The following is a 12341-nucleotide window of genomic DNA, read 5'->3' as shown; positions in this document are numbered from 1 at the left end:
TTTTGAACCCCTAAATTAAAATGAAAATGAAAAAAATGAAATTTATTATGTCTTTCATCATGCTTGGATTATTAATCTATTCATGTAACGATGATGATACCAATGCGAGTTACCCGTATGCTGTGAGATTGACTGACGCTCCGGGACCCTATGATGAAGTGAATGTAGACATACAAGGAGTAGAAGTTACTGGTGAATCTGGTGAAAGTGTTTCACTAAATGTAAACAAAGGAGTTTATAACCTACTTGATTTTTCTAATGGTGTCGATACGCTAATTGCTACTGATTCATTAGGAACAGCTAAAGTGAAACAAATAAGACTTATTCTAGGACCAAATAACACAGTAGTTCTTGATGGTGTGAGTTATCCTTTGAGTACTCCAAGTGCACAACAAAGCGGATTAAAACTTCAAGTTAACCAAACACTTCAAGAAGGTATCTTGTATAGTGTTCTTCTTGATTTTGATGCCAATAAATCTGTAGTTAAATTAGGAAATGGCGGGTATCAATTGAAACCGGTTATCAGAACAATAGAAAAAGCAATTAGCGGTTCTATAAAAGGTAAAATTACTCCAATAGGAACAATGGCGGTAGTTGAAGCTACTTCATCAACAGCCATCAGTTATACTAGCAATGTAAATGAAAACGGTGATTTCTTAGTAATGGGACTTCCTCCCGGAACTTACACCATTACTATCACTCCTGCTCTACCGTTATTGCCTGTAACAAAAACTGATATAGTAGTTACAGCCGGTATTACAACTGACATAGGAGCTTTTATTTTATTATAAGAGGATTGTAATGCTGGTTTTTAACTCAAAACAGCATTTACATACAACCTGATACATCTAAAATCATTAAAAACATCATTCAATATTACGATGTCTTTAATGATTTTATTTTTTTAGGTTCAAATAAAAATACCGATCTAAATAATCTCAAATTTAATTCAACATGAAAACCGAAAAAGAACTCAATGAAGCTATTCTTAAAATTACAATGAAAATACGAAATGACTATCCTGAATTATCTAAATATTTATCAGAGATGCCTGTAACTATTCCGGACATTTCAAATCCTGAAATAAACAGTAAAACACTAACGGATTATTACGAATCATTAGAAAATATGTTAAAAAAATACATTCCAAATCATAACAAGACTTCCTAATTAATCAGCAAATTAATTATTGATTTTCAATGTCTTGAAAATATTTTTTTTAGTCTAATAGTCTTTTTTCCAGGAATCCTGTTAATTTTTATAAAATCAGTGAATAAAACAACTTATTCCAAAAGTTATATAATTGATTTAATGCTTAAACACACCAACTTTGTTATTGTGAAAACTATTTTGCATACAATACATAAAAAAAAATGAATTCAACAGAACTAAAGGGAAATTGGGAAGAGCAAAAAGGAAAATTAAAACAAAAATTTGCCGCTTTGACTGAGAATGATTTACTTTTTACAGAAGGTAAGAAAGAGGAAATGATCGCTAAACTTCAAATCAAATTAGGCATAACAAAAGAAGAATTACTTAAGATTATTGAATCCATCTAATAATTGAATTTCAAAAAAACCCTTGTTTGCCCCTATTACTACATTGTTTACTTTGGTTAATACCGTTGCATAATTCAAACTAGCAGCATAAAATTCTACTAGTTTGAATTATAAAATGGCATTCTAAAAAACCTTTTAATCACATCAAAAAATTTAATCTTAAAATTATATAAAATGAAAAAGACACTTTTTACCCTTGCAGTAACAGCCTTCATGGCTGGAACCGTTTTAACAGGTTGTCAGAATTCTTCCAAAAAAGAAGAAGCTGCTCTGGATAATGTAGAAGACGCTAGAGAAAATCTTGATGATGCAAAAGAAGAATTGACAGATGCGAGAAAAGCAGCAACTCAGGAAGAATGGGATGCATTCAAGGAAAGCACTACTGCTACAATTGCTCAAAACGAAATGCGAATAGCAGAAATGAAAGCCAGTATGAAAAAAACCGGCAAATCAATCGATGAAGAATATGCTAAAAAAATTGTGGATTTAGAACGAAAAAATAATGAAATAAAAGCCAAGATTCAAACTTATAAAAATGACGCCAATAGTGATTGGGAATCTTTTAAACAGGAATACAATCGTGATATGGATGAACTCGGTCAGGCATTGAAAAACTTGACAGTAGATAATAAATAGTGAATTAGAAAGACAAGTTAAAAAACTTGTCTTTTTTTGTCTAATTATTTTTTTGATTAAAAAAAAAGTTGAAAAACATTTGATACTAAATCATTTAAAGTGTGAATAATGTAAACTTAACCAAAAGTATTGTAACAAAGTTAAAGAGTAAGATGTTGATATTTGTAGTATAGTAATTCATAAAAAACAAATAAAATGAAAAATTCAAAGAAACTAATTTTTACCTCATTAGTCATAACGTTCATGACTTTAACTAATGCTAATGCTCAAGAAAACGTTGCGAAATTTGGTGTAAAAGGAGGTGTAAACTTCTCTAATTTATATACTGATGATGTTGACGACAATAATATGCTAACAGGATTTAATGTTGGTTTTTTTGCCAAATTATCTATTGCGGATAATATCGCTTTACAACCTGAAATCTCCTATACTGGAAAAGGAGCAGAACTAGTTTACAATAACGCTTTTGTAAGTGGAACTGCTCAGTTTAAATTAGATTATATTGAAGTACCTCTTTTATTAGTGGTCAATGTTACCAAGAATTTTAATATTCACGCAGGTCCTTATGCTGCTTATATGGTTGGTGCCAAAACGACTAATAAGTCAGATAGTGGCAGCTATAATTTTGAAGACAACATTGACACAGATGATTTTAACAAGTTTGACGCAGGTCTTGCCGGTGGTGTCGGGATTGATTTAGAACCAGTTAGTTTTGGAGTACGTTACAATTATGGATTAACTAAAATTGGGAAAGAGGACTCATCGACTAGCTTTAGTTCTCCGGATGCTAAAAATAGTGTTTTGAGTTTCTACGCTGCTTTTGCATTTTAATTAATTGTAATGAGTCTATCTTAATTGCAATAAAATTCATCATAATAAACACGTAAAGCTTTGCAAAACAATACGATACGTGTTTATTTTATTTGTAACTTTACTAAAATTCAACTAAAAATTAATCATTAAAAACTAAAAATCATGAGCAATCTTCTTTACACTATCGCAGTAATTTTGGTCCTTTTTTGGGCAATTGGATTCTTTGCATACAGCGCAGGATCAATTATTCACATACTTCTTGTTATTGCAGTTATTGCAGTTATATTTAGAATCATACAAGGAAGAAGAATCTAAAACTTCTACCTATCAATTGAACTATGAAAACAAATAGAATAAAGTATAAATAATTAAAAACTAGAAATCATGGGCAATCTTCTTTACACAATCGCAGTCATTTTAGTCATTTTTTGGGCAATTGGATTCTTTGCATACAGCGCAGGATCAATTATTCACGTGCTTCTTGTTATTGCAGTTATTGCAATACTATTTAGACTAATACAAGGTAGAAGTATCTAATCAAATAATAAAAACAATAAAATACATAATTATGAAAGCAGATAAAATAATATTAGGAGTTTTAGGAGGCGTAGCCGTTGGAGCATTATTAGGAGTATTGTTTGCACCTGAAAAAGGGGATAAAACAAGAAAAAAAATCATGGATAAAAGCAACGATTATGCTGATGAATTAAAAGACAAATTAGATACTTTATTGGGAACAATCAATAAAAAGTATGAGAAAATTTGGAGCGAAGGCGAAAACTTAATCGCTGAAGGAAAATCAAAATTTAGTGATGCAAAACATAATGGTGAAACTTTAATTGCTGAAGGAAAATCAAAATTTTATGATGCAAAAAACGAAATTAAAAACACAAGTATCTAAAAAGACACTTCAGTATTAAGATTTCACAAGTAAATACCTTTACAATTAATACCATGGAAAACAACGCAACAACAATAGAAATGCTTTTTGAGAAAGCGGAGGACTATACCCGAACAACCATAGAATTGGTGAAGTTAAATGCAGTAGATAAAACTGCTGATGTTTTATCCTCGCTTCTTTCTCGATTAACTGTTTCTATTGTTTTTGTTATGTTTGCCTTCCTTGCTAACATTGGTCTTTCCTTATGGATAGGCGAATTATTAGGTAAAGTATATTATGGTTTTTTTATAGTATCCAGCGCATATTTTCTGATTTCAATAGTGTTATACATTTATAAAGATCAATGGCTTAAAATGCCAATCAGCAATTTTATTATTGTCAAAATGCTTAAAAAAAGTTAATATGAAAACGATTAACGAAACAGACATTCTTAAGGAAACGATACAATTGCTGAGAATAAAACAAGCAAACGAATTAGTACACCTCAAAGATCAGTACTATCATACGTATGAAAGCTTAAAACCTTTGAATTTAATCAAAAATGTTTTTGGCCAAATGGCTACCTCATCTGATTTTAAAGGAAATATACTTGGTAATGTTATTGGTATATCAACAGGTTATTTGACTAAAAAAATTTTACTGGGATCAACCCATAATCCCATCAAAAGAATATTAGGTACGCTACTACAATTCGTAATTACTAATCTTGTCACAAAACATTCCGATACTTCAAAATCATAACTACGATTAGAACTTTAGTTTTGAACTGATTTATTTAAATCCAACATTCTCAATAAATCGATAAATCCTGTATAATTAAGGATAAACTATTTATTTGTTCTCTTTTAAATAAGCTCATAAGCAAAGGTTTTTAACTTGTTGAATTTATTTAATTTAAGATATATGGCTTGAAAACTAATTTGAAAGAGCATGGAAAAAAGAATAAAAAAGGAAACGTTACTACTAGTAAATAGAGGACTTGCTTTTCAAAACTCAGAAAAAGAAAAACGAGCTGCTGAATTAATTATAGCCAATAAAGAACTAGTTTTTCAAAACTTAGAAAAAGAAAAACGAGCTGCTGAATTGATTATAGCCAATAAAGAACTTGCCTTTCAAAATCAAGAAAAAGAAAAACGTGCCGCTGAATTGATTATAGCCAATAAAGAACTTGTTTTTCAAAACTTAGAAAAAGAAAAACGAGCCGCTGAATTGATTATAGCCAATAAAGAACTTGCCTTTCAAAACGAAGAAAAAGAGAAAAGAGCCGCTGAATTGATTATTGCTAATAAAGAACTTGCTTTTCAAAACGAAGAAAAAGAAAAACGTGCTGCTGAATTAATTATTGCTAACAGAGAACTCGCTTTTCAAAATGATGAAAAAGAAAAACGAGCAATTGAATTGATTATCGCTAATCGAAAACTTGCTTTTCAAAACCAGGAGAAAGAAGAGCGTGCCAGAGAACTAGACCTTGCAAACAAAAAACTTGCGCTTAAAAACCAAGAAAGAAGAATTCAAACAGCGGAACTTAACATTGCTAACAGAGAACTTCTTTTTCAAAATGAAGAAAAAGAAAAGCGATCAGCTGAATTAATTATTGCTAATCAAGAACTGAAAAGAGCCGAAGAATACCAAAAAGAATACATCAATGGACTGGAGGAAATGATGTTCATGACTTCCCATAAAGTGAGGCAGCCCGTTGCTAATATTTTAGGTTTATCTTATTTGCTAAATAATCAATCTGTAAATTCACCCGATGAGCTGAAAGAATCGTTAGATTACATCAAACAATCTGCTTTGAGTCTTGATACTTTTACAAAAGAACTTACCCTGTTTATTTTTAATTTGGGAGAAAAAGGGAAAATCGTATTCAAATAAAAACATTTCGGACTTTTAAATTTAATAATAGACACTCCCATAAAAGTGTGTCAGTTTAAAAATAACAGGGTTTAACTTTTTCATTAAAGTTGAACCCTTTTTTCATAAATAATTTAAGAACTGATAGAGAATTAATTTTCAGTTATGAATTGGCATCAACTATTATTTTTTATGTTTTCCAAATATTTATATTGGTCCTTTTCTTCAAAAGCACTTCTGCTACAATGCGTTTCGGATTAAACTTTTTTGACATTTCTAGCCTTTTACAGAAAACAAATTTAAGTACTATAATCTATTTTAACATATTCAAAACCATAATAAAATGATTTACAGTGATATAAGTAAAATTTAACATTTTAAATAAGTGAATCTTACAACTTCCATTTTTAATTATGTAACACTCTTAGCCAATAACTAAACAATCTTTGCTGTAGAAAATAATTAATCCCCTAAAATCAAAAAAAATGAAAACTAAAAATTTACTATTCACCTTTGCAATACTATTTATTGCATTAATTTCTGGTTGCGCAAAAGACGATTTCGAAGAAATCGAAGGCGTATGTCCAGTTGTGTTATCAACAGATCCTGACAATGGCACTATTAATGTTCCACTAGACAAAACTATTACCGTAATCTTCAATGAAGAAATGAATGCGGCAACTTTTAACCAATCCTCTTTTACTTTACAAGGGACAGCGGCAGTTGCAGGAACAGTTTCATTTAGCGGAACAACTGCTACGTTTGATCCAACAAGCCCACTTGCTGCAAATACTACTTATACTGGCGTAATTAAAACATCGGTTAAGGATATAATGGGTAATGCTTTACAAGCCGATTATGTTTGGACATTTAGTACTGGTTCAACTGTAACGCCTATGGTGGTTTCCACAGACCCAGCAAATAATGCTACAAATGTATTCCTTAATAAAATAGTTGCTGTTAATTTTAATATGCCAATGAATCAGGCAACTATAAACGCAACAACTTTTACATTAAAACAAGGAACAACATCTGTAGCAGGATCAGTTTCATATAATGGAACAACTGCTTATTTTGCCCCTACCGCTCCTCTAGCAACCAATACCCTTTATACGGGTACCATTACAACTGAAGTAAAAAATGTACAAGGAACAACAATAGCCAGTAGCTATACATGGACATTTACTACAGGATCTGTTACAGCTCCTATTGTAACTGCCACTGACCCTGCTGACAATGCTTCGGGAGTTGCGCTTAATAAAAACATTACGGCTAATTTTAGTATGGCAATGGATCCTTTGACTATTAGCACTACGACTTTTACTTTAAAAAATGGTTCCGCAATAATTACAGGAACTGTTTCTTACTTAGGTACAACAGCCACATTTAATCCAGATAGTGATTTATTACCCGGAACTACTTATACAGCTACAATTAATTCAAGTGCTAAAAACGTGGCCGGTGTTTCTTTAGCGAATGATTACGTTTGGAACTTTAATACCAATTCAGCTGTAGTTGGAAATACCGTAAATCTTGGATCAGCTGAAAGATTTGGAATTTTATCAGGTGTTGGAGTAAGCAATAACGCTGGTTTCAGTATAATTAATAATATGGACGTTGGTATAAGCCCAGGTGTTCGTTCTTCAATTACAGGATTTCCTCCTGCAGTTATAGTGAATGGTGCAATTTATGCTTCTGATGATATTGCTCCTGTAGGGATTGCTGCCATGCTAACGCAAGCTAAACTTGACCTTACCAATGCCTATCTTTTTGCCGAAGGAGCTTCTTATAGCGCACCAATAACTGTATCTGGTGATCAAGGCGGAAAAACACTTGTTGCCGGTATTTATAAATCAACATCTACACTTTTAGTCCAAAATGGTGATTTAACCCTTAGCGGTAGCGCAACTGACGTTTGGATTTTCCAAGTAGCATCTGCTTTCACCACTGTTGGTGGAGCTGGTGGAAGTATAAAACTTGCTGGAGGAGCACTTGCTAAAAATGTCTTTTGGCAAACGGGAAGTTCAGCAACTATTGGAGATTACACTTCATTTGTTGGTAACATATTGGCCCTACAATCGATAACAATGGGATCACATTCAACCGCACAAGGTAGAATGCTTGCCAGAAATGGAGCTGTAGTAATGACTCATACTAACATAATCACTAAGCCTTAAAAAAATGAAAACTAAAACTAATTTTAAAAGTGGATCATGCATTGCATGGTCCACAAATAAACTAACCTTCAAAAGCGTTGCAATAATTGCTTTAGCATGGTTAAGCAATCAAACTCCGGTTCAAGCTCAAGAAGTTCAAGCAGTTAAATATGCGAAACCTTCTTGGTACTTTGGAGTAGCAGGTGGTGCTAATTTCAATTTCTATCGTGGTTCTACTCAACAAATGAATGCTAGTTTCACATCTCCAGTTGCGTTTCATGACGGATTTGGTGCTGGACTTTTCATTGCACCACTTTTAGAATACCGTCCTGCTGATTCAAGATGGGGTGTTATGTTACAAGCGGGTTATGATAACCGTAAAGGTAAATTTGACCAAGTGGTTACCGATTGTGACTGCCCAGCTGATTTAAAAGCGAACTTGAGTTATATTACTGTAGAACCAAGCGTACGTTTTGCTCCTTTTAAATCTAATTTTTATCTTTATGGAGGTCCGCGATTGGCTTTCAACATGGACAAATCATTTACATATCAATTAGGCATTAATCCAGCTTTCCCTGATCAAGCTCCTTCTCCTGCGGTAACAGGTGAATTTAATGAGGTTGAGAAAACTATTTTATCAATGCAAATTGGTGCAGGATATGATATTCCACTTTCTTCAGATACTAACAAAACACAATTTGTATTATCTCCTTTTGTTTCTTTCCAACCTTATTTTGGTCAAAATCCACGTTCAACAGAAACTTGGAATATAACAACCGTTAGAGCTGGTGTTGCACTTAAATTCGGACAAGGAAAAAATATTCAAGAGGCTACTGATATGGCTAAAGACCGTGAAGTGCAGTTCTCCGTAAATTCTCCTAGCAATGTTCCCGGAGAAAGAAGAATGACTGAAATTTTTCCACTTAGAAACTATGTTTTCTTTAATGAAGGATCAACGGAAATTCCAAATCGTTATATTTTATTGACAAAAGATCAAGTGAAAGACTTCAAAGAAGATCAATTGGAAACATTTGCTCCAAAAAATTTATCAGATCGTTCTAAACGTCAAATGACTGTCTATTACAATGTACTGAACATCATTGGAGACCGCATGCAAAAAAATCCTTCGGCAACTATTACTTTGGTGGGTTCATCAGAGAAAGGTCCAGCTGACGGTCTTGTTATGTCAGAATCAATCAAAACGTATTTGGTAAATGTATTTGCAATAAATCCATCTAGAATTACCACTAAAGGTCAGGATAAACCAAATATCCCATCAGAACAACCCGGTGGAACTTTAGAATTAGTTCTGCTACGTGAAGGAGATCGCAGAGTTTCTATCGAAAGCAATTCTCCAGATTTATTGATGGAATTTCAAAGTGGTCCTGATGCGCAATTAAAACCAGTTCAGATTGTTGCACTACAAGAAGCGCCAGTTGAAAGTTATGTTACGTTCAATAATAAAGGCGCTAACGAAGCTTTATCTTCATGGTCATTACAAATAACTGATGAACAAGGAAAAGTACAGTCTTTTGGACCTTATACTCAAGATGAGGTAAGCATTCCTGGAAAAACAATTTTAGGTAGTCGTCCAGAAGGAGATTACAAAGTAAAAATGATTGGCCAGACTAAAAGTGGTAAAATTGTAGAAAAAGAAACTCCTGTACACATGGTACTTTGGACACCAGCAAAAATGGAAGAAGGGATTAGATACAGCATTATTTATGAATTTAATAAATCAAAAGCGATTTCTATTTATGAAAAATACCTTACCGAAGTGGTTACACCAAAAATTCCTGTAGGAGCAACAGTCATTATTCATGGCCATACTGATATTATTGGTGAAGAAGTCCACAATCAGGATTTGTCTCTAGCTCGTGCTAATGATGTTAAAAAAATTCTTGAAAGTAGCTTATCTAAAGCGGGTAGAAATGATGTTAAATTTGAAGTAACCGGAGAGGGTGAGAATGAAAACAAATCACCTTTTGAAAACAAAACTCCAGAAGAACGTTTTTACAATCGTACCGTAATAATTGATATTATTCCTGCCGTTAAATAAGTCGGAATAATACAGTATACAGTTTAAAATAAATTATAAAAGAGGATAGAAACTTAAAAGTCTATCTTCTTTTTTTGTTTAAAATTTAAAACCTATAGTCAACGCAAATCGATGAATCACAACCAATCAACACTATTGATTGGTCCAAACAAAAAATAAACCACATCTATTTTTTTTATATTAGTATTTTAAAACCTAAATTTTAACAAAAAAATTATTATTTTTACTACTCACTTTATGTAGATATGACCCCAAACGAAAAAACCCTCATTAAGTTCTATACCGCTTTTGCCAATGCCGATGCTTCAACAATGTGTGAATGTTATCATTCTAAAATTGGGTTTCGTGATCCGGCTTTCGGTTTGTTAAAAGAAAAGGATGTTTGCCGAATGTGGAAAATGCTTATTGAAAAAAGCAAAGGAAATATAAAAATTGAATTCTCAGATATAAAAGCAGATGAATACGTTGGTTCCGCGCAATGGATCGCTACCTACAACTTCAGTAAAACCAATAGAAAAGTAGTAAATGTTATTCGTTCGCAGTTTCAGTTTAAAGATGGATTAATAAAGAAACACACGGATGATTTCGACATTTGGAAATGGTCCAAACAAGCTTTTGGAATTACTGGATATTTATTAGGCTGGACTGGTTTTTTTCAGCAAAAAATACAACAACAAGCACTATTATCATTGAAAAAATACAAAGAAACTAAAAATGCTAATTGAAAGTTTAAAAACACTGTTCAACCGAGATTTAAATCAGCTAAAAACCGAAATTGAGTCGTACCAAAATGAAAGTGATATTTGGAAAATTCAAAAAGGAATAGCTAATTCAGCCGGGAATCTATGCTTGCATTTGGTGGGAAATCTGAATACGTATATTGGCGCCGAATTTGGAAAAATCGGATATATCAGAAATAGAGCACTAGAATTTTCACTGAAAGATATTCCAAGAGCAGAATTAATACAAAAAATCGAAGAAACCATTGTTGTCGTTGACAATGCGCTTAATAACATCTCAGAAGAAGAATTAAAAATGGAATTTCCACTTTTAGTTTTCGAAAACAAGACTTCAACTGAGTTTATGCTTATCCATTTGACCACGCACCTAGCCTATCATCTGGGACAAATCAATTACCACAGGCGATTATTGGAATCTTAGAACATTCGCGAAAATAAACAATTTAGTGCCCTGTTACACGTTTTAAATGTATACTTTAATTGCAAATAAAAGCATAGAAGAGTAAGAAATAACGGTTATAATACAAATTTGTATGTTACAATCTTCTAAAACACCCGTTCCTTTTCAATCCAACAAGAGATATTCTGTTTTAGAAATACTTCTGTTTATAGTAGTATCCTCTTTGATACTCTATTTTGGCAAAACACTATTTATTCCATTGAGTTTTTCATTACTCATTGGCTTCATTCTGTATCCAATCTGTAAATGGATGGAAACAAAAGGGATCAATAAAGGAATTGCAATTGTTATTTCTATTTTAGGAGTAACACTTTTGGTGGGAGCTGTGATCTATCTATTATTCGCACAGTTCTCGGAGTTCCTGCAGGAATGGCAATCTTTAAGAACCAAACTAACCGAAACGATAAATCAATTGAGTCTTTTTATTTCGGAACGATTTGATATTAGTTTGGAAAAACAAACGGAATTTATCAATAACACACTCAACAACTCCGGTTCTCAAGCTTTTTCAATAGTACGAAACACCGCTTATTCCCTGTCTGAATCTGTATTTTTCCTATTAATGATTCCTGTTTTCTCAGCATTGATACTTTTCCATCGCCAGATGTTATCGAATGCCCTCTATGAACTTTTCCCTCCCGAAAGAAAAAAAACCATTCACGAAATCCTTGTTGAAACCATTCATGCCTATTACAATTTCATCAAAGGAATGTTAGTGGTCTATTTAATAGTTGGACTGTTAAACAGTATCGGACTATTGATTATCGGAGTACCACACCCATTTCTATTTGGTTTTATAGCCTCAATCCTTACTTTTATTCCGTATGTAGGAATCATGATATCGTCGCTCTTGCCTATTGCAGTTTCCTGGATAACGTACAATTCGATTTGGTATCCATTAGCAGTCATTGCCGTTTTTTCAGTTGTTCAAGCACTCGAAGCGTATATTATATTTCCTTTTGCAGTGGGAAGCCGTTTAAAAATAAACACACTTGTCATCATTATTGTAGTAATCGTGGGAGGCATTTTATGGGGTGCTGCAGGAATGATTCTGTTCATTCCGTTCATCAGCATCATAAAATTGATTGCAGACCGCACACCAAGCTTAAAGACGTTATCTGTTTTATTGGGAGATGGCGAACAAAAGAAAAATACGAAATAAT

16 protein-coding genes are annotated in these 12341 nt (G+C 32.8%); all 16 read left to right on the top strand.

Features of this window, described 5'->3' with window-relative positions; translation table 11 throughout:
• The first annotated feature begins 26 nt into the window (after positions 1–26).
• Positions 27–791: a DUF4382 domain-containing protein gene (locus ACNQGX_RS06825; RefSeq protein ID WP_417975178.1), complete on the top strand. Its 765-nt coding sequence runs from the start codon at positions 27–29 to the stop codon at positions 789–791.
• Positions 792–954: 163 nt separating this feature from the next.
• A complete protein-coding gene (locus tag ACNQGX_RS06820; protein WP_417975177.1) occupies positions 955–1170 on the top strand; it encodes a hypothetical protein in 216 nt (71 codons plus the stop codon).
• Between the two features lie 203 nt (positions 1171–1373).
• A complete protein-coding gene (locus ACNQGX_RS06815; RefSeq protein WP_417975176.1) occupies positions 1374–1559 on the top strand; it encodes a CsbD family protein in 186 nt (61 codons plus the stop codon).
• A 174-nt stretch (positions 1560–1733) separates the two neighbouring features.
• Complete coding sequence (locus ACNQGX_RS06810) at positions 1734–2195, top strand: sll1863 family stress response protein (RefSeq protein ID WP_417975175.1); 462 nt, start codon at positions 1734–1736, stop codon at positions 2193–2195.
• Between the two features lie 195 nt (positions 2196–2390).
• The gene (locus ACNQGX_RS06805) at positions 2391–3026 is read left to right on the top strand and encodes a porin family protein (RefSeq protein WP_417975174.1); all 636 of its coding nucleotides are present in this window, start codon (positions 2391–2393) and stop codon (positions 3024–3026) included.
• A 144-nt stretch (positions 3027–3170) separates the two neighbouring features.
• Positions 3171–3323, top strand: a complete 153-nt coding sequence (locus tag ACNQGX_RS06800) for a lmo0937 family membrane protein (RefSeq protein ID WP_131994138.1) — start codon at positions 3171–3173, stop codon at positions 3321–3323.
• A gap of 69 nt (positions 3324–3392) precedes the next feature.
• Positions 3393–3545 carry a lmo0937 family membrane protein gene (locus tag ACNQGX_RS06795; protein WP_417975173.1) on the top strand — a complete coding sequence of 51 codons (153 nt, stop codon included), beginning with the start codon at positions 3393–3395 and terminating at the stop codon, positions 3543–3545.
• A gap of 31 nt (positions 3546–3576) precedes the next feature.
• Positions 3577–3909, top strand: a complete 333-nt coding sequence (locus ACNQGX_RS06790) for a YtxH domain-containing protein (protein WP_417975172.1) — start codon at positions 3577–3579, stop codon at positions 3907–3909.
• Positions 3910–3962: 53 nt separating this feature from the next.
• Positions 3963–4310: a hypothetical protein gene (locus ACNQGX_RS06785; RefSeq protein ID WP_417975171.1), complete on the top strand. Its 348-nt coding sequence runs from the start codon at positions 3963–3965 to the stop codon at positions 4308–4310.
• Position 4311: 1 nt separating this feature from the next.
• Entirely contained in the window at positions 4312–4650 is a 339-nt protein-coding gene (locus ACNQGX_RS06780; RefSeq protein ID WP_417975170.1) for a hypothetical protein, read from the top strand.
• Positions 4651–4839: 189 nt separating this feature from the next.
• The gene (locus ACNQGX_RS06775; RefSeq protein ID WP_417975169.1) at positions 4840–5784 is read left to right on the top strand and encodes a diguanylate cyclase; all 945 of its coding nucleotides are present in this window, start codon (positions 4840–4842) and stop codon (positions 5782–5784) included.
• A 464-nt stretch (positions 5785–6248) separates the two neighbouring features.
• Positions 6249–7940 (top strand): Ig-like domain-containing protein, encoded by a 1692-nt coding sequence (locus tag ACNQGX_RS06770; protein ID WP_417975168.1) that lies wholly within the window; start codon positions 6249–6251, stop codon positions 7938–7940.
• A gap of 4 nt (positions 7941–7944) precedes the next feature.
• Positions 7945–9978, top strand: a complete 2034-nt coding sequence (locus ACNQGX_RS06765; RefSeq protein ID WP_417975167.1) for an outer membrane beta-barrel protein — start codon at positions 7945–7947, stop codon at positions 9976–9978.
• Positions 9979–10223: 245 nt separating this feature from the next.
• Positions 10224–10703 (top strand): nuclear transport factor 2 family protein, encoded by a 480-nt coding sequence (locus ACNQGX_RS06760; RefSeq protein WP_417975166.1) that lies wholly within the window; start codon positions 10224–10226, stop codon positions 10701–10703.
• The gene (locus ACNQGX_RS06755) at positions 10693–11139 is read left to right on the top strand and encodes a DUF1572 family protein (RefSeq protein ID WP_417975165.1); all 447 of its coding nucleotides are present in this window, start codon (positions 10693–10695) and stop codon (positions 11137–11139) included. Before ACNQGX_RS06760 ends, ACNQGX_RS06755 begins: the two co-directional genes overlap by 11 nt.
• Before the next feature lie 112 nt (positions 11140–11251).
• Complete coding sequence (locus tag ACNQGX_RS06750) at positions 11252–12340, top strand: AI-2E family transporter (RefSeq protein ID WP_417975164.1); 1089 nt, start codon at positions 11252–11254, stop codon at positions 12338–12340.
• Position 12341 lies beyond the last annotated feature (1 nt).

Source organism: Flavobacterium glycogeni (genome assembly GCF_048286775.1).
Classification (GTDB): domain Bacteria; phylum Bacteroidota; class Bacteroidia; order Flavobacteriales; family Flavobacteriaceae; genus Flavobacterium.
The sequence above is the reverse complement of the archived record's forward strand: the minus strand, read 5'-3'. Positions and strand labels throughout refer to the sequence as shown.

Excerpts from the sequence above, each read along its gene's own strand:
- ACNQGX_RS06825 (WP_417975178.1), top strand. The coding sequence starts at position 27 with ATGAAAAAAATGAAATTTATTATGTCTTTCATCATGCTTGGATTATTA.
- ACNQGX_RS06820 (WP_417975177.1), top strand. The coding sequence starts at position 955 with ATGAAAACCGAAAAAGAACTCAATGAAGCTATTCTTAAAATTACAATG.
- ACNQGX_RS06815 (WP_417975176.1), top strand. The coding sequence starts at position 1,374 with ATGAATTCAACAGAACTAAAGGGAAATTGGGAAGAGCAAAAAGGAAAA.
- ACNQGX_RS06810 (WP_417975175.1), top strand. The coding sequence starts at position 1,734 with ATGAAAAAGACACTTTTTACCCTTGCAGTAACAGCCTTCATGGCTGGA.
- ACNQGX_RS06805 (WP_417975174.1), top strand. The coding sequence starts at position 2,391 with ATGAAAAATTCAAAGAAACTAATTTTTACCTCATTAGTCATAACGTTC.
- ACNQGX_RS06800 (WP_131994138.1), top strand. The coding sequence starts at position 3,171 with ATGAGCAATCTTCTTTACACTATCGCAGTAATTTTGGTCCTTTTTTGG.
- ACNQGX_RS06795 (WP_417975173.1), top strand. The coding sequence starts at position 3,393 with ATGGGCAATCTTCTTTACACAATCGCAGTCATTTTAGTCATTTTTTGG.
- ACNQGX_RS06790 (WP_417975172.1), top strand. The coding sequence starts at position 3,577 with ATGAAAGCAGATAAAATAATATTAGGAGTTTTAGGAGGCGTAGCCGTT.
- ACNQGX_RS06785 (WP_417975171.1), top strand. The coding sequence starts at position 3,963 with ATGGAAAACAACGCAACAACAATAGAAATGCTTTTTGAGAAAGCGGAG.
- ACNQGX_RS06780 (WP_417975170.1), top strand. The coding sequence starts at position 4,312 with ATGAAAACGATTAACGAAACAGACATTCTTAAGGAAACGATACAATTG.
- ACNQGX_RS06775 (WP_417975169.1), top strand. The coding sequence starts at position 4,840 with ATGGAAAAAAGAATAAAAAAGGAAACGTTACTACTAGTAAATAGAGGA.
- ACNQGX_RS06770 (WP_417975168.1), top strand. The coding sequence starts at position 6,249 with ATGAAAACTAAAAATTTACTATTCACCTTTGCAATACTATTTATTGCA.
- ACNQGX_RS06765 (WP_417975167.1), top strand. The coding sequence starts at position 7,945 with ATGAAAACTAAAACTAATTTTAAAAGTGGATCATGCATTGCATGGTCC.
- ACNQGX_RS06760 (WP_417975166.1), top strand. The coding sequence starts at position 10,224 with ATGACCCCAAACGAAAAAACCCTCATTAAGTTCTATACCGCTTTTGCC.
- ACNQGX_RS06755 (WP_417975165.1), top strand. The coding sequence starts at position 10,693 with ATGCTAATTGAAAGTTTAAAAACACTGTTCAACCGAGATTTAAATCAG.
- ACNQGX_RS06750 (WP_417975164.1), top strand. The coding sequence starts at position 11,252 with ATGTTACAATCTTCTAAAACACCCGTTCCTTTTCAATCCAACAAGAGA.